This window comes from Phragmitibacter flavus, from assembly GCF_005780165.1.
Classification (GTDB): domain Bacteria; phylum Verrucomicrobiota; class Verrucomicrobiia; order Verrucomicrobiales; family Verrucomicrobiaceae; genus Phragmitibacter; species Phragmitibacter flavus.
The window spans coordinates 206920-227033 of the sequence record NZ_VAUV01000009.1 but is presented as its reverse complement, the minus strand read 5'-3'; the positions used below and the strand labels follow the sequence as shown (position 1 = coordinate 227033).

General features: G+C 60.6%; 18 protein-coding genes and 1 pseudogene. 4 read left to right on the top strand and 15 right to left on the bottom strand.

Translation table 11 applies throughout. The features are described 5' to 3' along the window. Positions 1-91: 91 nt before the first annotated feature. The 7 genes from FEM03_RS13830 to FEM03_RS13800 form a co-directional block, all read right to left on the bottom strand. Positions 92-814, bottom strand: coding sequence for a uracil-DNA glycosylase family protein (locus FEM03_RS13830; protein WP_138086862.1), 723 nt, complete (start codon positions 812-814; stop codon positions 92-94). Between the two features lie 196 nt (positions 815-1010). Then, positions 1011-3023 (bottom strand): serine/threonine protein kinase, encoded by a 2013-nt coding sequence (locus FEM03_RS13825; RefSeq protein WP_138086861.1) that lies wholly within the window; start codon positions 3021-3023, stop codon positions 1011-1013. Positions 3024-3216: 193 nt separating this feature from the next. Then, the gene (locus FEM03_RS13820; RefSeq protein ID WP_138086860.1) at positions 3217-3795 is read right to left on the bottom strand and encodes a shikimate kinase; all 579 of its coding nucleotides are present in this window, start codon (positions 3793-3795) and stop codon (positions 3217-3219) included. Then, positions 3785-4693 carry an NAD-dependent epimerase/dehydratase family protein gene (locus tag FEM03_RS13815; protein WP_138086859.1) on the bottom strand — a complete coding sequence of 303 codons (909 nt, stop codon included), beginning with the start codon at positions 4691-4693 and terminating at the stop codon, positions 3785-3787. The genes FEM03_RS13820 and FEM03_RS13815 overlap by 11 nt, the downstream gene beginning before the upstream one ends. A 32-nt stretch (positions 4694-4725) precedes the next feature. Next, complete coding sequence (locus tag FEM03_RS13810) at positions 4726-6027, bottom strand: N-acetylmuramoyl-L-alanine amidase (protein ID WP_138086858.1); 1302 nt, start codon at positions 6025-6027, stop codon at positions 4726-4728. 49 nt (positions 6028-6076) lie between these two features. Beyond that, positions 6077-6931: a 4Fe-4S dicluster domain-containing protein gene (locus FEM03_RS13805; RefSeq protein ID WP_138086857.1), complete on the bottom strand. Its 855-nt coding sequence runs from the start codon at positions 6929-6931 to the stop codon at positions 6077-6079. Positions 6932-6973: 42 nt separating this feature from the next. Then, positions 6974-7354, bottom strand: coding sequence for a hypothetical protein (locus FEM03_RS13800; RefSeq protein ID WP_138086856.1), 381 nt, complete (start codon positions 7352-7354; stop codon positions 6974-6976). Positions 7355-7475: 121 nt separating this feature from the next. On the opposite strand from FEM03_RS13800, the gene FEM03_RS13795 reads away from it, so the two are divergent. Next, a complete protein-coding gene (locus FEM03_RS13795; protein ID WP_138086855.1) occupies positions 7476-8300 on the top strand; it encodes a hypothetical protein in 825 nt (274 codons plus the stop codon). Positions 8301-8811: 511 nt separating this feature from the next. Here the strand turns inward: FEM03_RS13795 and rlmB are convergent. From rlmB to FEM03_RS25920, 4 genes and pseudogenes are all read right to left on the bottom strand, one after another. Further along, entirely contained in the window at positions 8812-9438 is a 627-nt protein-coding gene (gene rlmB, locus FEM03_RS13790; RefSeq protein ID WP_138086854.1) for a 23S rRNA (guanosine(2251)-2'-O)-methyltransferase RlmB, read from the bottom strand. A gap of 58 nt (positions 9439-9496) precedes the next feature. Continuing rightward, a complete protein-coding gene (gene lpxK, locus FEM03_RS13785; protein ID WP_138086853.1) occupies positions 9497-10732 on the bottom strand; it encodes a tetraacyldisaccharide 4'-kinase in 1236 nt (411 codons plus the stop codon). Between the two features lie 37 nt (positions 10733-10769). Next, positions 10770-11633 carry a homoserine kinase gene (gene thrB, locus FEM03_RS13780; protein WP_166442850.1) on the bottom strand — a complete coding sequence of 288 codons (864 nt, stop codon included), beginning with the start codon at positions 11631-11633 and terminating at the stop codon, positions 10770-10772. 34 nt (positions 11634-11667) lie between these two features. After that, a pseudogene (locus FEM03_RS25920) lies at positions 11668-11748 on the bottom strand (hypothetical protein); the annotation flags it as partial. Between the two features lie 123 nt (positions 11749-11871). On the opposite strand from FEM03_RS25920, the gene rph reads away from it, so the two are divergent. Next, positions 11872-12681 carry a ribonuclease PH gene (rph, locus tag FEM03_RS13775; protein ID WP_138086851.1) on the top strand — a complete coding sequence of 270 codons (810 nt, stop codon included), beginning with the start codon at positions 11872-11874 and terminating at the stop codon, positions 12679-12681. 36 nt (positions 12682-12717) lie between these two features. Further along, positions 12718-13122, top strand: coding sequence for a hypothetical protein (locus FEM03_RS13770; RefSeq protein WP_138086850.1), 405 nt, complete (start codon positions 12718-12720; stop codon positions 13120-13122). 51 nt (positions 13123-13173) lie between these two features. Here FEM03_RS13770 and FEM03_RS13765 read toward each other — a convergent pair whose 3' ends face one another. Both FEM03_RS13765 and FEM03_RS13760 read right to left on the bottom strand, forming a co-directional pair. After that, on the bottom strand, positions 13174-13854 hold the full coding sequence (locus tag FEM03_RS13765; RefSeq protein ID WP_138086849.1) for a response regulator: 681 nt from the start codon (positions 13852-13854) through the stop codon (positions 13174-13176). After that, positions 13851-16499 carry a sensor histidine kinase gene (locus FEM03_RS13760; RefSeq protein ID WP_138086848.1) on the bottom strand — a complete coding sequence of 883 codons (2649 nt, stop codon included), beginning with the start codon at positions 16497-16499 and terminating at the stop codon, positions 13851-13853. Before FEM03_RS13760 ends, FEM03_RS13765 begins: the two co-directional genes overlap by 4 nt. Before the next feature lie 244 nt (positions 16500-16743). Between FEM03_RS13760 and FEM03_RS13755 the strand changes: the two genes are divergently transcribed. After that, positions 16744-17328, top strand: a complete 585-nt coding sequence (locus FEM03_RS13755; protein ID WP_138086847.1) for an REP-associated tyrosine transposase — start codon at positions 16744-16746, stop codon at positions 17326-17328. A gap of 72 nt (positions 17329-17400) precedes the next feature. On the opposite strand, the gene kdpC is transcribed toward FEM03_RS13755, so the two are convergent. Beyond that, positions 17401-17991 carry a potassium-transporting ATPase subunit KdpC gene (kdpC, locus tag FEM03_RS13750; RefSeq protein WP_138086846.1) on the bottom strand — a complete coding sequence of 197 codons (591 nt, stop codon included), beginning with the start codon at positions 17989-17991 and terminating at the stop codon, positions 17401-17403. A gap of 80 nt (positions 17992-18071) precedes the next feature. Further along, positions 18072-20102, bottom strand: a complete 2031-nt coding sequence (gene kdpB / locus FEM03_RS13745) for a potassium-transporting ATPase subunit KdpB (protein WP_138086845.1) — start codon at positions 20100-20102, stop codon at positions 18072-18074. Between the last annotated feature and the right edge of the window lie 12 nt (positions 20103-20114).

Below are 20114 nucleotides of genomic sequence, written 5' to 3'. Positions count from 1 at the left end.
GGGGGTGAAAAGTGAAAATTGGAGCAGGGATTAGAAAGGATGAAGGCTAAAGGCTAAAGTAGGCGAAGTAAAACTTCGCGGTCCTTTTTGACTACCAGAGGGCGAGTTCATGCATTTTGCGGGTGACGTTGCCGGACCAGTCTTTGTTGGCGGCGGGGCTGGCGGGGCTGGGGTGGAGGATGCGGGCGATTTTTAATTTGGGGAACTGGTCTTGAAGGAGGAGGGCGCGGCCTTCGGCGAATCCGCCAACGCCGATGAGCCACTCAGGCTGGAGGATTTCGACGAGGGTTTTGAGGTGGTCGAGACAGGCGCTGTGGACGGGGGCCATTTCGGTGGCGCTGAGTTTGTCGGGGGTGAGGTTGGCCCCGGTGGCGGACATGAACACGAGGGGGCAGTAGTTGGCGACGAAGTGGTCGGCGAAGAAGTTTTCAGGCGTGCCGTATTTTTCGGCGAACAGGCCCCAGAGACGGCGACCGCTGACTTCACTTTGCGGGCAGTCGAAGCCGAGGATGGGGCGTTTGGGATGTTCGATGGCGGGGTTGCCGATGGGTTCGTGGATCCTCATCCAGTCGCGGACGGAGGGGATTTCGCCGAAGGGGACGCCGGTCTGGGTCATGCCAAAAGGACCGGGATTCATACCGAGGAAGATGATGCGCTTTTTGGTGTTGGCGAAACGGCGCAGGTAGGTGGCGTGGGCAGCGGCGGCGTAGTCGAGCGGATTGTAGATATGACTGACGGGGGCGCTAAAGGAGAGGGGGGCGAGGGTGCGGCTGAGGGTTTCGGCGGCGGCGATGAGGGTGGCGGCGGTATTCAAACTGGAGATTGTGGTGTCAGAGATATTATCGGTGAAAATCTGTGGGTATCTGTGAGAATCTGTGAAGAAGGAATTTTCTGGAGGTTAAGGAGAGTTCTTTTTTGGCACAGATGGTCACAGATTTCCGCAGATGATCACAGATCAATACTGACTAAGGGGGCGTGGAGAGAACGGGATGAAAGGGGCGGGCTTAGACTTAATAGCGGGTGCCGGGATTGGTGAAGTAGTGCTGGGAGAGGCGCCAGTCCTGGACGTTGCGTTGTTCGGATTCCATGGCGTAGGGCCAGACGATGAGTTCGGCGATGTCGCCGTTGTAGTTGGCTTCGGCGGCGGCGGCGGGGAGACGGATGTCGTTGAAAATGGGGGGCTTGGGTGGGGCGTCGCCGCTGCCGAGGGTTTTGCCGCCGTCCTGACTGCGAATGTTGAAGCTGAGTTTGTTGGTGGTGGCGTCCCAGACGACGCTGAGGATGGAGTAGATTTTGACTTTGCGTCCGGTGATTTTGGCTTCTTTGCGGTCTTTGCCGACCTGGGCGATGGCGCGGAATTCGCCGCTGGGGTAGGCTTTGACGGTGAGGCTGGCTAGGTTGTCCTGATCGCCGATTTGCAGAAGGTTGATTTCCTGGGCGGTGGGGTCGGGTCGCGCGACGATGATGGCGGTGAGGCCCTGGCGTTTGGTGCCGGGGGCCATGGGATAAGTTTTGTAGGCGGATTTGTCCCTGGCCATGCGATGGAGCAATAGGTTGCCGGGCTGGAGTCGAAGGAAGCCGATGCGGTGGTTGAGGCCTTCTGGTTTGTCGAAGAGATAGCGGGGAGGGCTGCCTTGGGCGGTGAAGGAGAGGTCTTTTTTGGTGGTGTCGTTCCAGGTTTGAACGGTGTCGTTGTTTTGGATGGGGGTCTTGTTGCCGGGGGCGATCATGTTTTCGCCGGCGCGGAGGTGGACAATGTTGTCAGGGAAGATGAGGTCGGGAGGACGCGTGGCGAGGGTGGCGGCGGGAGGGATGGGAGCGGATGATGCCACCGGGGCGGTGGCAACGGCGGGCGCGGTGGTGGGTTTGTCATCGCCTTTGGGCCAGAGGGACCAGATGATGATGGCGAGGACGGCGGCTCCGGCAGGCCAGATCCAGAAGGGAAGTTGGGTGGTTTCTTCGGCGTCTTTTTTGGGTTTGGTTTTTTGGATAGGACCTGAGGCGGGTCGGGCACCGGGAACGGAGGCAGTGGGGGGGCGTCGGTTGAGGGCTCCGGTGGGTTGACCGGACAAACGCTGGGAGGAACCGGGTCCGCGGACGAGGCGCTGACTGCCGGTGGGCCGGTTGGGATTTGAGGAGACGGCCACGGCGACGGGGATGGCCATCGGGACGGATTCGGAGACTTTGAACCAGCCGGCTTTGTGAATTTCGCGAAGGGTGTCGAGGGCTTGCTGGGCGCTGGCGGGTCGGTGGGCGGGGTCGAGATTGAAGAGCCACATGACCCAATCGCAGATGGGCTGGGGGACGTGCGGCGCGACGGTGCGAAGGGGATGGACGAGATGCTGGAGATGGAGCTGGATGACGCTTTGGATGTCCTGATGCTCGAAAGGTCGGTAGCCGCTGAGGGATTGGTAGAACATGCAGCCGAGCGCGTAGAGGTCGGTGCGTCCATCGACGGGCAGGCGCTGCAACTGTTCGGGGGCCATGTAGTAGATGGAACCGAAGATGTTGCCGCTTTGATCTTCGGTCATTTTGCGGGCGCCGTAGGAGAGTCGGGCGAGGCCGAAGTCGAGAACTTTGACCTGGAGGCGACCGCCGGGGAGTCGGAGAACTTTGAGGTTCTCGGGTTTCAGGTCGCGATGGAGAATGCTTTGATGATGCGCGGTGAGGACGGCTTCGAGGGTCTGGGTGGCGAGTTCGTAGAAGTCGGGAAGGGTGAGGACGCCGGAGGTGTGGATCCAGTCGGCGAGAGTTTCGCCTTCGAGGAGTTCCATGACGATGAAGAAACCTTCTTCGTCGGTGGCAAGATCGTAGACGGAAACGATGTTGGGATGCTGAAGGGCGGCGAGGGAGCCGGCTTCTTTGACGAGGGTGTCGGTGCGGTCTTCGTGGGCTTCGATTTCTTCGCGGCTGAGGAGGCGCTTGACGGCGACGTAGCGGTTGAGCTGGGTGTCGTAGGCTTTAAAGACGGCACCGACGCCGCCAGCTCCGAGCTGTTCGAGGATTCTGTATCGACCTGCCATTCGCGAATTTTTTGCCTATGCCGTTGAAAAAATCAGCCGGGTTGATCGGCTGGGTTGTCGTGGATGGAAACGACTCTACCCACGCACGCAGGTGATTGCCAAGCACAAACGAAGGGTTTGGTTTTTTTAATGCTCCGGTGGTCATTTCATGTGACAACGGAGTGATTACATGGTCGCGAAAGAGGCAACGGGGCTAGGCGGACTGTTTGGCGAATTCGACGCGGACGGATTCGGAGACGCCGTAGGCGACATCGTGGGCGGAGAGGTCGTCGGTGGTGATTTTTAGATCGCTGGCGAGTTTGTAAAGGTCGGCGCGGGCTTCAAGAAGGTTACGCAAGGTGCCTGCGGGATCGGCATTGCGAAGCAGGGGGCGGTCGTCGCTGTGGGCGGTGCGATGGTGAAGGGTGTTGGGGGTGGCGTAGAGCCAGACAACATAGCCGAGTTGTTTGAGAAGCGGGAGATTTTCGGGCCGGGTGACGATGCCACCGCCGGTGGCGATGACGGCGTGTTGCTGGAGTTGGTTGAGGAGCTGTTGGAGGGCGGCGGTTTCGTGCTGGCGGAAGCCGGTTTCGCCTTCGGCAGCGAAGATGTCGGGAATGGGTTTGCCGGCGTTTTTGACAATGATTTCGTCGGTGTCGATGAAGCTGAATCCGAGGCTGTGGGCGACGAGTTTGCCGACGGTGGTTTTGCCGGAGCCCATGAGGCCGATGAGCACGATGTTGCTCGGGCGGCGCGAGGTGGAGGGTTGGGGCTGGGCGGGGTCAGTGGTCATGGGCACCTAGTGGATGCGCTGGACTGGGCACTAATGCAAGGATGGATGGTATCAGTTCGGGATCGTTTTTGAGGGCGTCGAGATAGCTGGGGTAACGCCAGGTGAATCCGCTGGACTGCAATTTGGCGCTGGAGACGCGCTTGTGGGTCCAAGGGCGTTTGCGTTCGTGGTTCGGTTCGGTGGTCGGCGGGAGCGGGAGGTTGAAGAGGGTTTGGAGTTGCAGGTAGCAGTCGCGCTGGTTGAGGGGGTGTTGGTCGACGACGTTAAAAATGCCGGATGGCGAGAGGTTGAAGAGATGGACGAGGGCGCGGGCGGCGTCTTCGCGATGGATCTGGTTGAGGCAGCGTCCCTCGCCGTGATTGCCTTCGATGGCGGCGGTGCCTTCGATGAATTGTTTGAGGACAAAAGAGCGGTGCGGACCGTAGAGACCCGCGAGTCGGGCGACGGTGCCGTGATGGGCGAGCACGATTTGTTCGGCGTCGCGGAGGAGCTGGCTGGTGCGGGCGGTGGGTTCAGCGAAGGTGGTTTCGGTGACTTCGCTGCCGTCGAGTTGGGGGTAGACGCTGGTGCTGCTGGTGAAGAGCAGGTGGGCGTCGGGGAATGTTTTGATGAGGTTTTGGCAGCCGTGGACGAAGACGCGCTGGTATTGACTGGGGCCGCCGCGATTGGAGGAGGCGCAGTGGAGGATTTTGGTGGGAGCGTCGGGGAGTTGGGTGGCGAGGTGTTGCAGGTTGACGTGGTTGCTAACGTCGGAGGTGAGGATGGGGTAGGGTTTGGTGCTGCGAAGTTTGGCGGCGGATTCTTGGGAGTGGGTGACGGCAGCGAGGGAGTGGCCGGATTGATGGAGGAGGTCGGCGACGCGTTCGCCAATGTAGCCGCAGCCGATGAGAAGGAACATATGGAAAGGCTAAAGGATAAAGGCTAAATGAGTTAGCTGGGCTGGCGGGTTTTGGTGTAGTATTTTCTCAGGCCGCGAATGACGCCTCGGGTGTAGTCTTCAAGGGGGCTGGTGACGAGCTGGTCGTCGAGCAGGGTTCTACCGATGTAATGTCCGAGGGTGAGGCGTTTATAAGTCTGCTCGTGGTTCATCACGTAGGGCTCGAAGTAGAGCACGGGGCATTGATAGAGGCGGCTGGCGAGCAGATTGCGGGCGAAAACGTAGGGGTTCTCGGTGACGCGGCGGGCGTTCTTTGAAGTGTAGGTGTAAGGAGGGAGTTGGGTGGTGTTGGCGAGTTCGCTGGCGACGATGTCGGCGAGGGGAAGTTCTTCATCGTGGGTCTGCTGGAAGAGACGGGTGAGCATCTCGAAGCGGGTGTCCTGGTATTGGAGTTCGTCGGCTCCGTAACAGCCGTTGACGAGGAGATGGAGATGATTTTTGTCAACGAAAGCGGGGGTTTGTGGATCGCCCCAGGCCTCGGCATTGAGGTGAAGGCAAAGAACAAGATCGGGTCGCAGGTCGTGGTTGACGCGATGGGCGCGGGCGCGGATTTCGCTGACGCGATAGAAGAGTTTTTCGGCCTGCCACTGGATGCTGATGATGCGGCGCTCGTCGAGTCGGTCGGTGTAGGTGGCTGGTGGGTCGGGGATGCCGGCGTCGTTGAGGATTTTTTTGGCGAGTTCGTGGAAGTCTTCGAGTTTGGCGGTGGTGACGGGGGCGTCCTGGCTGCGGACGAGGGTGACTTGAGCACCGAGGGCTTCGAGGCGGGGTTTGAGGAGGTTGGCGACCTGGAGGACGAGGCTGCCTTCCATGACGACGGTGGCGCCGTTGTCCATGGTGAGCCAGCGTTCTTCCATTTGGGCGTAGCCGCCGCCGATGTGGCCTGGATCGAGGGCGATGTGGAGGCCTTTGAGCGGTGGGTCGATGGCGGTGAGTGCCGGGAGTTCGGTGGGGGCGCGCCAGTAGCGGGTGGGCTTTTTGGGTTTTTGTCCGGCGGAGAGAAAGGGGATTGGCCGGGTGGTGGTGGGGGAGGTGGTTTGGACCACGAGGTTGTCGCCTTCGATGGTCCAGGGAAGGGGAAAGGCGGAGGTGTCGTTGTAGATTTTGGTGATGGCGCGTTCGAAGGCCTCGCGAGGCAGGGTATTGGCGAAGGTTTCGAGGGCGTTCCAGTCGGGGGCTTCAGCGAGGGGATTGAGACGGGAGACGGTGGGGGGCAACGATTGAGCGCGAAGGGCCTGCTGGAGGGCCAGGGTGGAGGCGGAGGCGAGGAGGAATTTACGGCGGGTCCACGTCATGAGGGAATTGATGATTGATGATTTGAGATTTTTGATTGGAGATCTGAGATCAGGCCCCAAGCGCGGTCTGGGCTTTGGCTTTGGCTTCTTCGGCTTTGCGCATGATTTCTTCGGGGGAAGGAAGGGCGGCGAGGACTTCGGCGGGGATGAATCCGTCGGAGACCATCTTGGTGAGACACTTTTTGCGTTCTTCGAGGGCTTTGTCTGGACTGCGCTCTTTGCTGAAGCGGGATTTGGCGGCAGCGCTGCGGTCGCGGAGTCGGGCGTAGATGTCGCCACCGAGGAGGCTGCTGATGTCGACCTTCATTTTTTCGCGCCGCATGTCCTCGTCGTTGACCTGGTCGCCGTTGATGGGGCCGGTCTGGTATTTGGGGAACATGATTGCGACTTCGGGGCAGACGCGGGAGCAGGCGGGGCAGTTGGTTTTGCAGTTGTCGTTGTTCTGGACCTGAATTTTGCCGTCGCTGCTGGTGCCGTAAACGTCGAAGAGGCAGAAGCTGAGGCACTGCATGCAGTTGGTGCAGCGGGAGTAGTCGATGACGGGGAACCAGGGTTTCCAGATGCCGGGCTGGTTCATGGGGGTTTCGCCGCGGGTTTTTTCAACCAGGGAAACGATGGCGTCGGGTTCGAGTCCGGTGATGTCGCGGGCTTCGATGGTGATTTTGCCGCTGGCGTCTTCGAGGTCAGGCGCTTGTTTATCGGGGAAGGAGCCGAGGACGAGCAGGCTGCGGTCGTCATGGGGGAAGGCGTTGCCGCTGCGGTTGTTGGAGGTGCTGCGGGTGACGGCGTAACCTTTGTCGAGCAACGCGGCCATGACCTGGAGTCGTGCAGCGGGGCTGAGGGTAATGGAACCTTCGCCTTCGTAGAGGACGATGCGGAGCGGGCGGGCGGTGTGAGTGATCATGGCCTATTGAAAATTAGCAGGATTGGAGCCGGGTGGGAAGGGCTAAACGGGGGGGGAGTCGAGCATGGCGGCGGCGATTTCTTCGGGGGATTGGGTGCGCATGTTAAGGATTTGGATTTGGTCGTCGTCCTGGGGAAGGGTGGCGTTGCATTGCTGGAACAGGCCGCGCACGACGCGGGGATAGCAGGCGGCGATGCGCAACGGGGTTTGGGTGGCGAAGGCCTGGAGACGCGGGTCGCGATGGGCGGCCATTTCACAGAGGTCGGCGACGGATTCGAAGCTGGCGCCGGATTCGCAGAGTTTTTCCAGGACGCTATCCTTCACCTGCTGGGGAACGACCTGGGCGTAAGCACAGCGGCAGTAGAGAAGGCGGGGTGGCTGGGCGGTAGAATCGGGTGCGGTTTCGAAATCGGAATCGGGCATGGGCATGTTCGCTGGCATTATGGCGGAATGATGACGTGAGACAACCCACGATGGCGATGGGACGGAATGAATTACGCGGTGGATGGGGGAGTTGTTGCCTTGAGGGTGGTCACAAGCAGCGATGGATCAACAATTGGAGCGCATGGTGGAGTTCATTCAGAGGGTGCCGTTGGGGGTGTTTTTATTTTTGTGTTTGATGCCGGGGGTGTTTCTGCTGACGGGCGTGGTGCAGGCTCGCAGGGAGTGGAAGCGGTCAAAAGCCATTTTTGATGTGAAGGTGAGTTCGATTGGAGACGTGGCGCGGGGACTGGTGGCGATCGAGGGTCGGGTGGAGGAGTTGTTGACGGGTCCGGTGTCGGGGGCGTTGACGGGAAAACCGTGTTGCTGGTATTCGGCCAAAGTGGAGAAACGGGAACGTCGAAGGAAAACCAAAGGAGAGACAGGACCGGTGAAGGGGTGGACCTGGAGGCTGAAGGAGGAGTTTTACTGTGACATGCCGTTGCTGGTGACGGATCGGACGGCGACTTGTGCGGTATGGGCGGCGGGGGTGGAGGCGATGACGGCCCATCGCAGCATCTGGTATGGAGAGACGCCTAAGCCGATGGAGGGACCGCCGGAGGATGAGGTTCAGGAGGAACCTTCGGATGCGAAGTTTCGGTATGTGGAGGAGCGACTGCTGGCTGGCGATGAGGTGTATGCGTTTGGGGAGATTACGCGAGAGGTTGACTACGCGGATACGAAGGAATTGCGAGCTGCGCTGCCACCGGGCGTGAAGCATTTGGTCTGGCCGTTTTCGCAGCCTGGGAGGCTGGTGTTGTCGCAAGGTTCGCGTAGCGATGCGATGGGAGCGGCGACAATGGTGATGAAACAGTCGCTGAGTGTCGCGGGGATCGGGGCTGCGGGGGTGGTGGGGCTGCTGTTGGTGAGGTTTGGGGTGATTGGGTGATGTTAAGAATAGATTATCGAATCGTCGTTATTCTGTCGCTACCTACCAACTAGGCCAAGTTCTGGAGAATTGTTTCACGGTTTACCATGTAGCCATCTCGCTGATCAGAAAAATATTCGTCGTAGATGAAGTGATCAACGAATTGCACGATGTATTTTGTTTGATCAGTTGTTAGCAATTCACAGAAGTCACAAAATTCATCACCAGACACAAAAAAATCAAAAAATCATCGCACCTCGAAAAATTATCCTGAAGGTCGATGCGCATGAAGCCCGCAATGTAGTGGATCAGTGTTTCATGATCCATTAGACAGTAAACATCATTATGACAACGGTAGCTTCGACGATCCACCTCTGTCCAAGTGCGGTCACCGAAGTCCTTCATGTATTCGCCGACTTCAGGTCCGACGCCTTTGATGTCTCTAATAGCGATTCGACGCGGAGGGAATATCTCCTCTAAGCGGGCTATATCCGGTTTAGATGGTCGAGAAGATTACATGCTCGAACTGGAGTTACTGCCGCTGGCGCACGGCTTCGAAGAGGCAGACGCCGGTGGCGACGGAGACGTTGAGGCAGGGGACGGTGGAGGAATCGCCCATGGGAATGCGGCCCAGGAAGTCGCATTTTTCGCCGGTGAGACGGCGCATGCCTTCGCCTTCGGCTCCGACAACGATGGCGATATTGCCTTTGAGGTCGAGTTGGTAGAGGGATTTGGGGGATTCATCGGCGGTGCCAACGATCCAGAAGCCGAGGTCTTTCAGTTTGTCCATGGCGCGGGCGAGATTGGTGACGCGGGCGAGGGGCATGCTTTCGGCTCCACCACAGGCGACGCGGCGGACGGTTTCGGAGATGGGGGCGGTTTTGTCCTTGGGCATGATCACCAACGCGCAACCGGCGGCATCGGCGCTGCGCAGGCAGGCACCGAGATTGTGAGGGTCCTGGATGCAGTCGAGGATGAGGACGAGGGAGTCGGTCTTGCCTTCGAGAAGGGCGGGGAAGTCGGAGTCCTCGTAAAATTTGAGGGCGGTGTCGGTGACGGCGTGTTTGTTTAAACGTGCTTCGCGAGGCTGGGAATCGGAATAGAGCGTCTTCGCCTTGGAGGAAGGGCGGTTTTTGTTGTTGCGGGATGGAGCGGGCATGGCGGTGGAGAATTCATTGGTTACATCCGCATTCCGCACTTCGCATTCCGAATTTAAATCATTCTTGCAGACCGACGCCGATAAGTTCGGCACCGTAGACGGGTTTGGGGACTTCTCTTGGGTCGCAGAGGATGCGGATCATGCGATCAAAGATGGCTTTGCCGGTGACGAGTTCGATCTCGACGCGGAGGAAGACGATGGGGACGTCGGGTTTGGGGATGTTGGGGAATCGGACGAAATCTTTTTCGGTGGTGACAATCATGCTGACGTCGCGTTTTTCGCAGCGGGCGATGAATTCGCGCATGTCTTTGGCGGAGAAGCGGTGGTGGTCGGCGAAGCGTTTAATGACGTCGACCTTGGCACCGAGTTTGCGCAGGCCGTTTTCGAATCCTTCGGGAACGGCGATGCCGCTGACGGCTCCGACGTGGGCGCCGTAGATGGATTCAAGCGGGAGTTTTTCGCGGGTGTAGATGTCTTCGAGATGGGTGGGGCGGTGGCGGCATTCGATGATTTCGGCGACGCGGTTGTGTTTGCGGATTTCGGCGATGATGTCGGTGTTGTTGCCGCCATCGCATTTGGTGAGGAAGATGTAGCTGGCGCGTTTGAGGTGGCGGGGGGGTTCACGGAGGGTGCCGCGGGGGAGGAGGTGGCCGTTGCCCCAGGGGGCGGTGCGGTCGATGAGGACCATGTCGAGGCGGTGTTTGAGGCGGAGATATTGCAGGCCGTCGTCGAGGATGAGGATGTCGGCGCCGAGTTCTTTCAAGGCGTGGATGCCGGCTTTGACGCGGTCTTTGTCGACCACCACGGCGACGCCGGGGAGGTTGGAGGCGAGCATGAAGGGCTCGTCACCGGCGATGTGGCTGTCGAGCAGGACGCGTTCGCCGTCGCTGACGACGCGGGGTGGATTTTGGGGGAGCGGTTCGCCACGGACTTTGGCGAGAAGTTTGGTCCAGATGCGAACGCGTTTTTGACGTTTGCTTTTGTAACCGCGGGAGAGAATGGCGACGCGGCGACCGTGTTTTTGCAGGGCGCGGGCGAGGAGCTCGCAGACGGGGGTTTTGCCGGTGCCGCCGACGGTGAGATTGCCGATGCTGATGACGGGGACACCGAGGTGGTGGTCGTGAATGAAACGTTCACGGTAAAGTTTGATGCGGAGCCGGACGAGGCCTTTGTAGATCCAAGAAAGGCCGTGCATGAGGCAGCGGGCGAAGCTTTCTTTGACGCCTGGTTTGTTGTGCAGGATGACCGCGATGGCCCACTGCTCAAGTTCTTCCAGCTGATCTTTGAAGTCCATATCGAAAGGCTAAAGGATAAGGGATAAAGGATAATTTTCAGAGCTGGACTTGGGCGCCTTGGTTGTCGGGGGTGAGGATGTGGGTGTGGGAGGAAATTTGTTTGGCGGCAAGGGCGGCCTGCATGGCCTGGGCGATGGATTGGGGATCTTCGCTGAGGGTGAGGCAGGCGATGGTGGAGCCGGAGCCGCTGAGGTAACCGCCGAGGGCACCGGCGTCGATGCCGGCGTTGATGGTGTCGAAGAGGCCAGGGATGAGGTGCTGTCGGTAGGGTTGGTGGAGGTAGTCGTGGAAAGCGCCGACGAGTTTTTCGTATTGGCCGGTGGCGAAGGCGGCGACGATCACGGCGGCGTTGGCGGTGTTTTTGGCGGCTTCGGCGTGCGGGATGCTGGTCGGCAGGGCGGCGCGGGCCTGGGAGGTTTCGACTTCGAGGGCGGGAATGGCTATGACGGCTTTGAGGCGGGGATCGACTTCAAAACGGAAGTGCTGGGTGGAGCTGGCGAGGGCGAAACCGCCGAAGACGGCGGGGGCGACGTTGTCGGGATGGCCTTCGGCGATGGTGCAGATGTTGAAGAGGATTTCGCGGTTGAGCGGGTTGCCGGCGAGGGCGTTGAGGCCCATGAGGACGCCGAGGCGGACGGTGACGCTGCTGCCGAGGCCGCGGGAGCGGGGGACTTCGCCTTCAATGTGCCAGGTGAAGCCGAAGGGGGAGGTGTTGGTCTGGTGGTGGTTGAAAAAGAGGGAAGCGATTTGTGCCACCATGGGATGGGCGGGGGATTCGCCGGGGCTGGTGGTTCGCGTGATGGTGACGCGATTGTGGAGGTTGAGGGCGAGTCCGAGGCAGTCGTAACCGGGGCCGAGGTTGGCGGAGGTGGCGGGGACGTAGATGGTGACGGATGACACGGGGGAAGGAAACACGGGAAGACAAAAGAGTTCAAGACAGAAGACAAAAGAGTTCGATGCAGGACAGAAGACAGAAGACGGAAGACGGAAGACGGAAGACGGAAGACGGCAGTCGGCATGGTCATTGGTCATTGGTCATTGGTCATTGGTCATTGGTCATTGGAAATGGTGGGGGTTGAGCGGACGAAGTCTTGTGTCTTCTGTCTTGCCATCTTCTGTCTTTTCCCGTAGTTGCCTGATGCCTCGCTCTGATTCCCGTGCCGCCGACCAACTTCGTGAAATTTCGTTTGAACCGGATATTGCCCCGCATGCGACGGGGTCGGTGTTGGTGTCGTTTGGCAAAACACGGGTGATTTGTGCGGCGACGATTCAGGATGAGGTGCCGCGCTGGATGAAGGTGCAGGGGGTGCAGGGGGGATGGTTGACGGCGGAGTATTCGATGCTGCCGTATTCGACGCTGGACCGCAAAGATCGGGACATTTCACGGGGGAAACTGGATGGTCGGAGTCAGGAGATTCAGCGTTTGATCGGTCGCAGTTTGCGGGCGGTGGTGGATTTGAAGAAGTTGGGTTCGCGCACGTTGTGGATCGATTGTGATGTGTTGCAGGCGGATGGCGGAACGCGCACGGCGTCGATCACCGGAGCCTGTGTGGCGGCGACGATGGCGTTCAACCGGTTGTTGGCAAAGGGGACTTTGCGGGAGCAGCCGATGACCCGGAAGGTGGCGGCGATCAGCGTGGGGATTTACAAAAATGAGGCGTTGCTGGATCTTTGTTATGAAGAGGATCGGGACGCGGAGGTGGATTGCAACCTGGTGATGACGGAGGACGGTCGGTTTGTGGAGATTCAGGGGAGTGGTGAGGAGTCGACGTTTACGGATGAGCAACTGGCGGCGATGCTGGTGTTGGGCAAGAAGGGGATCAAGGAGTTGTGTGCGTTGCAGTCGGCGGCGATTGAGGCGGCGGCTCCGGCGAAGGGGATTGCGAAGGCGGCTCCGAAGTCGAATGTGGATGTGGCGAGTTTGGAAGCGGCGTTTAAGAAGCTTTGAGATTGGGTTGGTTCGAGGAATTCAACATTCATTGCCATGGCCGCATCGTTTGTGAATGTTGATCTCGAAGTGACTTCGCGCGAGCCGCTTGATTATCTGGCTCTGGCGTTATCGGAGTATGAAATCCGACATCTTTATTGTGGAGAGGCCACTGGCGGCTATTTGGCGACATTCGAGTGCAACCGACATGGGCCGTATTGTCCTGACTCTCTGGTTTTAACTTTTACTGGTGCGGTCAATCATTTGGATGAACGCGCCAAGGGCATTTGGGATCGTGCTCATCGAAGAACGTTTGATATTGGATATGAAGCGGATGCTAGACCGGGCAACTTTCGATCAGAGCTTAACATGGAGACGATCAAGGCGGTCTATGAAGTGGGAGCTACTGTGGTGGTGACGATTTATCCGAGGAAGGATGATGAAGTGGAGGTCGATTCCTGAAGGGACAGGCAGGATGCCTGACCCACCCACAGGCTGCAAGCCTGTGTCACGTTAGGATTCGATGAGGCGGTAGCCGATGCCGGGTTCGTTGGCGATTTTCACTTGGGACTCGGGCTCGGGGATTTTTTTGCGGAGGTGGGTGATGTAAACGCGGAGATATTGAGCCTGATCGGCGGCGTTGGGTCCCCAGACGGCGGTGAGGATTTGCTTTTGCGTGACGATTTTTCCGGCGTTGCGGGCGAGGAGGGCGAGCAGCTGGTATTCGATGGGGGTAAGCTTGAGGGGCTGTCCGCGAAGGTGGGCTTCGTGCTGGGCGAAGTCGATGGTGAGGTGGCCGAGGGTGATGAGGGGTTCGCTTTCGGTTTTGCGCCGGCGCTGGATAGCGCTCATGCGGGCGGCGAGCTCAACGGTGGAAAACGGTTTGGTGACGTAGTCGTCGGCTCCGTTTTCGAGGGCGGTGACTTTGATGGTTTCCTGATCGCGGACGCTAAGGATGAGAATGGGGGTGTCGGTCCATTCGCGGAGGCGTTTGAGAACTTCGAGGCCGTCGATGTCGGGAAGGCCGAGGTCGAGGAGGATGATGTCGGGTTTGCGGAAGGCGGCTTCGCTGAGGCCGAGGGAGCCGGTTTCGGCTTCGAAGACTTCGTAGCCTTTGCCTTGAAGGGCGAGTCGGAGCAGGCGACGAAGCTGGATTTCATCGTCGATGATGAGGGCGCGTGGGGCGGGGATCATGGGTCGGCGTTGAGGATGGAAACGGGGAGCTTGATGGTGAAGAGGGCTCCTCCTTGGGGGTGGTTGGCGGCGGTGAGGGTGCCGTTGAGGGAACGGATGAGGGCGCGGGCGATGGAGAGTCCGAGCCCGGTGCCGCCGGTGGGGCTGCCGGGGAGGCGGTAGAATTTGGTGAAGATTTTCTCGGTGGAATCGGGGGGAAGGCCGGGGCCGTGGTCGCGGACGGTGAGGGTGAGAGTCTTTTGGTTTTCGATGCTGGCGTGGATGTCGATGGGGGTTTGGGGGGGCGTGTAGGTGGTGGCGTTGTGGATGAGATTGGCGATGGCTTGGGTGAAGATTTTTGGGTCGAGGGAAATGGTGGGCGCGGGATCGGGGAGGTGTTGATGAATGGGGTGCTGGGTGAGGTCGTCCTGGACGGTGTCGAGGGCTTCGTGGATGAGGTCGGAGAGGGTGCACCATTCGCTTTGTGGCTGAATGGTGGTGGATTCGATGCGGGTGATTTGGAGGAGGTTGTTGACGACGCGTTGGAGGCGTTGGGAGGCGGTGTGGATTTCGTCGAGGTAAGGATTTTGCTCAGTGTCGAGGGCGTCGAGGGAGGTTTGGATGATGGCGAGGGGGGTTTTGAGTTCGTGGGAGACGCTGTCGAGGAGGGTGCGCTGGAGGTGTTCGGATTGGGCGAGCAGTTCGGCGTGTTTGATGGCGGCGATGAAGTGTTCTTTTTCGAGGACGAGGGCGATCTGGAGGGCGAAGGCTTCGATGGACTGGCGGGTGAGGAAGTCGAGGGTGGTGGCAGAGTTACGTTTGAGGCCGATGACGCCGAGGATGCTGGTGGCGGTTTGCAGGGGGAACCAGGTGGCGTCGGAAACGGGGAGGGTGTCGGTGAAGCGTCCGGCGGGTTTTTTGTTGTCGTAGGACCAGTGGATGACGCCCCATTCTTTGTCGGTGGGGATGAAGGTGCTGGCGGGGTGGGGTTGGGAGTGGAGGGTGTGGTCGCCGTGGCGGGTGACGATGGCGGTTTGGGCGTTGAGGAGTTCGTTGATGGTGCGCAGAGCTTCGGCGAGGCCTTGATCGGGTTGGGCGGAAAGGGCGGCGCTTTGGGTGACGCTGAGGAGGGCGGCGGTCTGGCGCTGGCGCTGGCGTTCGGCCCGTTCGCGTTGACGGAGGCGGGTGGTGAGGTGGCCCATGCTGAGGGCGATGATGAAGAACATGCCGAACATGAGGCTGTCGTGCAGGTTCTGAATTTGAAAAGTGTAGTAGGGCTGGATGAAGAGGAAGTTCCAGCAGAGGGCGTTGAGGGTGGCCATCAAGAGCACGGGGCCGCGGGTGAGCCGGAGGGAGCTGAGGATGATGGTGAGCAGGAAGAGCAGGCCGACGAAAAAGTAGCCGGTGAGAGGCAGAAGGGGGAAGCCGATGAGGGTGGTGACGGCGGTGATGCCGATGGCCCAGGCGTATTCGCGGAGGGTGGCGGGGGATGGTAACGGACGGGTGTTTTTGGAGGGGGTGGAAGTTTGGTTGGTGGCAAGGGTGGGGCGGACGACGCAGACGTCGATGTCCCCGCTTTGGGCGATGATTTGATCGGCGAGGGTGGGTCGGAAGAGGCGGCGTTTGCCGGGTTTGCCGACGACGATCTGGGTGACGTTGCGTTCGCGGGCGACCTGGAGGATGGCGGTGGCGATGTCTTCGCCGGTGACGTTGACGATTTCGGCACCGAGCTGGCGGGCGAGGGCGAGGGAGGCGGTGAGGCGTTTTTGGGCTTCGGGAGTTGGGGTGGTGGTGCTTTCGACCCAGACGATGAGCCAGGGGCAGTTGAGCCGGGTGGCGGCACGGCGGGTCCAGCGGATGAGGCTTTCGGCATAGGGGCTTGGGCCGACGCCGAGGAGGAGCCGGGCGTTGGTTTTCCAAGGGCTGGTGACGCGGTGGGAGCGGCGGATGTTTTCGAGGTCGCGGTCGACGTGCTCCGCGGTGAAACGCAGGGCCATTTCGCGTAGGGCGGTGAGGTTGCCTTCCTTGAAAAAGTTGGACATGGCGTGTTCGGCGCGGTCGCCGAGGTAGACTTTGCCAGCGGCCATGCGGTCGAGGAGTTTGTCGACGCTGATGTCGATGAGTTCGATCTCGTGGGCGTGGTCGAGGATGGAGTCGGGGACGGTTTCCTGGATGGTGACGCCGGTGATCTGGCGGACGGTGTCGACCTGGCTTTCGATGTGCTGGACGTTGACGGTGGTGTAGACGTCGATGCCGGCGCTGAGGAGTTCGAGGACGTCCTGGTAGCGTTTGGTGTGGCGGGAGCCGGGGGCGTTGGTGTGGGCGAGTTCGTCGACGAGGACGAGGTCGGGTCGGCGTTCGAGGACGGCGTCGAGATCGAATTCGGTGAGGGGGTGATCGCGATGGGGGAGGGTTTTGCGCGGGAGGACTTCGAGGTGGTTGAGGAGGTCGGCGGTTTCGCGGCGGCCGTGGGTTTCGACGATGCCGACGAGGAGGTTGGTGCCTTCGCGCTGGCGTTGGGCAGCGGCCTGCAGCATGGCGAACGTTTTGCCGACGCCGGGGCACATGCCGAGGAAGATGTGGAGTTTGCCCATCTTGGATTGGGCTTCCTGACGCATGACTTCCGCGAGGAGGGAATCGGGATCAGGACGGATGAGTTCGGTCATGGGTCATGGCAGGAGTGCCGTGGGTGGATGGGTGATGGTAGGGTGAGTGGGGCGCGGGGGCAAATGGGTTGTGGAGTGCGGAAGCTTGCTGCCGCTGGGGCGATGCAGCTTGCTGCGAGGGGGGGGATGGATGGATGGCCGCAGCAGGCTGCGGGGGTTACGGCGGCAGCGGGCTGCCGCAGTCCACGGAGCTTTGTGTGAAAATGAGTTGTGAGTGGAGGAGGAGTTGGATAGGTTTTTTGTGATGGAAACCCCTGTTCCAGATGAGGTTGCTTGCAAGGGCACGCGGGACTGGCCGCATGGGCCGCCGCATCGGTTGCTCGAAGCTGGGGTGTATTTTGTGACGGCGAGGACGGCGGGTCAGGTGCCGATTCTGGATTCGCCGCAAATGAAGGACTGGTTTCAGGAGACGTTGCTGAGTTTGGCGGAGAAGTATGGTTGGAGGTTGGAGGCATGGGCGGTGTTATCGAATCATTATCATTTGGTGGGGCATAGTCCGGCGGCTGATTCGGGCGGGGCGGGGTCGTTGGGGAATTTTTTACGGCATTTGCATAGTGTGACGACGCGGGAGTTTAACCGACGGATGGGAAGGGAGGGGGGAACGCGGCTGTGGCAGAACTTTCGGGAGACGCATTTGACGTTGCAGCGGGGCTATTTGGCGCGCTTGAATTATGTGCATCAGAATGCGGTGCATCATGGGTTGGTGGAGCGGGCGTCGGATTATCGTTGGTGCAGTGCGCTGGCGTTTAAGGAGTCGGTGACGCCTGCGTGGTGCCGGACGGTGGCGAGTTTTAGGTTTGATGAGATTGCGAGAGGGGATGGGGAATGAGGTTGAGTTTTTGCCGCAGCAGGCTGCGGGGGTTACGGCGGCAGCGGGCTGCCGCAGTCCACGGGATTGGGGTTAGGGAGTTTGGTGGTCGAGGGCGAGGTTGAGGGTGAGGACGTTGACGCGGGGGGGGGCGAGGAGGCCCAGGGATGGGGGTTCGGTGTGTTGATGAACGAGTTGGCGGATTTGATTTTCGGGGAGGTTGCGGGCGCGGGCGATGCGGGGGATTTGGAGCTCGGCGTTGGCGGGGCTGATGTGGGGGTCGAGACCGCTGGCGGAAGCGGTGACGGCGTCGGCGGGAATGGGGGTGTTGGGGGGAATGGTGTTACTGCTGAGGTAGTCGGTGATGCGTTGCTGGATTTGGTCGGCGAGTTTTATGGAGGTGGGGCCGAGGTTGCTGCCGCTGGAGCTGGAGGCGTCGTAGCCATGGGGGCCGGCGGCGCTGGGGCGGGAATGGAAGTAGGTTGGGCTCGTGAAGTTCTGGCCGATGAGGGTGGAGCCGAGGAGTTCGCCTTGGGGGTTGGTGATGAGGCTGCCGTTGGCTTGATGGGGGAAGGCGATCTGGCCGATGGACCAGATGGTGAGGGGGTAGAGGCCGCAGAGGATGAGGGTGAAAAGGAGGGTGATGACGATAGAGGCGCGGAGGTGATGGAGGATGGTTTTCATGGGATGTTGAATGGGTGGGTGATGGTGGGGACGGTGGTCACTGAGGCCGGCCGGAGTCCGGCGCTCCCAATAAGTTTGTGTCACACGAGGTGGAGGGTGGTGATGATGAGGTCGATGGCTTTGATGCCGATGAAAGGGAGGATGAGGCCGCCGAGGCCGTAGATGAGGAGGTTGCGCTGGAGGGCGGCGGTGGCTCCGACGGCGCGATAGGGGACGCCGCGCAGGGCAAGGGGGATGAGGGCGATGATGATGAGGGCGTTGAAGATGATGGCGCTGAGGATGGCGCTTTCGGGGGAGGCGAGGCGCATGATGTTGAGGGGGGCGATGGCGGGGAAGGTGGCCATGAGCATGGCGGGAATGATGGCGAAGTATTTTGCCACATCGTTGGAGATGCTGAAGGTGGTGAGGGCACCGCGGGTCATGAGGAGTTGTTTGCCGATTTCGACGATTTCGATGAGTTTGGTGGGGTTGCTGTCGAGGTCGACCATGTTGCCGGCTTCGCGGGCGGCCTGGGTGCCGGTGTTCATGGCGACACCGACGTCGGCCTGCGCGAGGGCGGGGGCGTCGTTGGTGCCGTCGCCGGTCATGGCGACGAGTCGCCCCTGGGCTTGCTCGTGGCGGATGCGGTTGAGTTTGTCTTCAGGGGTGGCCTGGGCCATGAAGTCGTCGACGCCGGCTTCGGCGGCAATGGCGGCGGCGGTCATGGGGTTGTCGCCGGTGATCATGACGGTGCGGATGCCCATCTGGCGGAGTTGGGCGAAGCGTTGTTTGATGCCGCCTTTGACGACATCTTTGAGTTCGACGACGCCGAGCACCTGGTTGCCTTCGGCGACGACGAGGGGGGTGCGGCCGGCGCGTGAGGCGGTTTCGACGAGTTGGGTGACTTCGGAGGGATAGCTTCCGCCCAGTTGTTGGATGTATTGGCGGATGGAGTCGGCGGCACCTTTGCGGATGCGGCGTTGGTCGATGTCGACGCCGCTCATGCGGGTCTGGGCGGTGAAGGGGATGAAGGTGGCCTGGGTGTTGTTGTTGTCGGTGGTGAGGTCGCGGGCGCGCAGGTTGAATTTTTCTTTGGCGAGGATGACGATGCTGCGGCCCTCGGGGGTTTCGTCGGCGAGGGAGGCGAGCTGGGCGGCGTCGGCGAGTTGGGCTTCGGTGATGCCGGGGGCGGGGCGGAAGTCGGAGGCCATGCGGTTGCCGATGGTGATGGTGCCGGTTTTGTCGAGCAGGAGGACGTCGATGTCACCGGCGGCTTCGACAGCGCGGCCGCTGGTGGCGATGACGTTGCGGCGGATGAGGCGGTCGATACCGCTGATGCCGATGGCGCTGAGGAGGGCACCGATGGTGGTGGGGATGAGGCAGACGAGGAGGGCGGTGAGGACGGGGAGGCTGAGGGTGAGTCCGGCGTAGCGGGCGAAGGGATGGAGGGTGACCACGACGCCGAGGAAGATGAGAGTGAGGGCGGTGAGGAGGATGGTGAGGGCGATTTCGTTGGGGGTTTTCTGGCGTTGCGCGCCTTCGACCATGGAGATCATGCGGTCGATGAAGGTGTTGCCTTTTTCGGAGGTGATGCGGATGAGGATGCGGTCGCTGATGACGCGGGTGCCGCCGGTGACGGCGCTGCGATCGCCGCCGCTTTCGCGGATGACGGGGGCGGATTCGCCGGTGATGGCGGCTTCGTCGACGCTGGCGATGCCTTCGATGACTTCGCCGTCGGCGGGGATGAGGTCGCCGGTTTCGCAGATGACGGTGTCGCCTTTTTGGAGGGATTGGGCGGGGATGGTTTCTTCGCTACCGTTCGACTTGAGCCGGCGTGCGGTGGTGTCTTTGCGGGCTTTGCGGAGGGTGTCGGCCTGTGCTTTGCCGCGGCCTTCGGCGATGGCTTCGGCGAAGTTGGCGAAGAGCACGGTGAACCAGAGCCAGAGGGAAAGTTGCAGGGTGAAACCTCGCGCGTCGGGGGTGGTGGTGAAGATGCTGAAGGTGGTGGTGATGGCTCCGAGAAGGGTGAGGGCCATCACCGGGTTTTGAATCATGAGCCGGGGGTGGAGCTTTTTGAAGGCGGCGGGGATGGCGGGGCGGGCGATTTGCCAGTCGAAGAGGGAAGTGGACATGAGAAGAAAGGA

Excerpts from the sequence above, each read along its gene's own strand:
- FEM03_RS13825 (WP_138086861.1), bottom strand. The coding sequence starts at position 3,023 with ATGGCAGGTCGATACAGAATCCTCGAACAGCTCGGAGCTGGCGGCGTC.
- FEM03_RS13820 (WP_138086860.1), bottom strand. The coding sequence starts at position 3,795 with ATGACCACTGACCCCGCCCAGCCCCAACCCTCCACCTCGCGCCGCCCG.
- FEM03_RS13815 (WP_138086859.1), bottom strand. The coding sequence starts at position 4,693 with ATGTTCCTTCTCATCGGCTGCGGCTACATTGGCGAACGCGTCGCCGAC.
- FEM03_RS13810 (WP_138086858.1), bottom strand. The coding sequence starts at position 6,027 with ATGACGTGGACCCGCCGTAAATTCCTCCTCGCCTCCGCCTCCACCCTG.
- FEM03_RS13805 (WP_138086857.1), bottom strand. The coding sequence starts at position 6,931 with ATGATCACTCACACCGCCCGCCCGCTCCGCATCGTCCTCTACGAAGGC.
- FEM03_RS13800 (WP_138086856.1), bottom strand. The coding sequence starts at position 7,354 with ATGCCCGATTCCGATTTCGAAACCGCACCCGATTCTACCGCCCAGCCA.
- FEM03_RS13795 (WP_138086855.1), top strand. The coding sequence starts at position 7,476 with ATGGATCAACAATTGGAGCGCATGGTGGAGTTCATTCAGAGGGTGCCG.
- rlmB (WP_138086854.1), bottom strand. The coding sequence starts at position 9,438 with ATGCCCGCTCCATCCCGCAACAACAAAAACCGCCCTTCCTCCAAGGCG.
- lpxK (WP_138086853.1), bottom strand. The coding sequence starts at position 10,732 with ATGGACTTCAAAGATCAGCTGGAAGAACTTGAGCAGTGGGCCATCGCG.
- rph (WP_138086851.1), top strand. The coding sequence starts at position 11,872 with ATGCCTCGCTCTGATTCCCGTGCCGCCGACCAACTTCGTGAAATTTCG.
- FEM03_RS13770 (WP_138086850.1), top strand. The coding sequence starts at position 12,718 with ATGGCCGCATCGTTTGTGAATGTTGATCTCGAAGTGACTTCGCGCGAG.
- FEM03_RS13765 (WP_138086849.1), bottom strand. The coding sequence starts at position 13,854 with ATGATCCCCGCCCCACGCGCCCTCATCATCGACGATGAAATCCAGCTT.
- FEM03_RS13760 (WP_138086848.1), bottom strand. The coding sequence starts at position 16,499 with ATGACCGAACTCATCCGTCCTGATCCCGATTCCCTCCTCGCGGAAGTC.
- FEM03_RS13755 (WP_138086847.1), top strand. The coding sequence starts at position 16,744 with ATGGAAACCCCTGTTCCAGATGAGGTTGCTTGCAAGGGCACGCGGGAC.
- kdpC (WP_138086846.1), bottom strand. The coding sequence starts at position 17,991 with ATGAAAACCATCCTCCATCACCTCCGCGCCTCTATCGTCATCACCCTC.
- kdpB (WP_138086845.1), bottom strand. The coding sequence starts at position 20,102 with ATGTCCACTTCCCTCTTCGACTGGCAAATCGCCCGCCCCGCCATCCCC.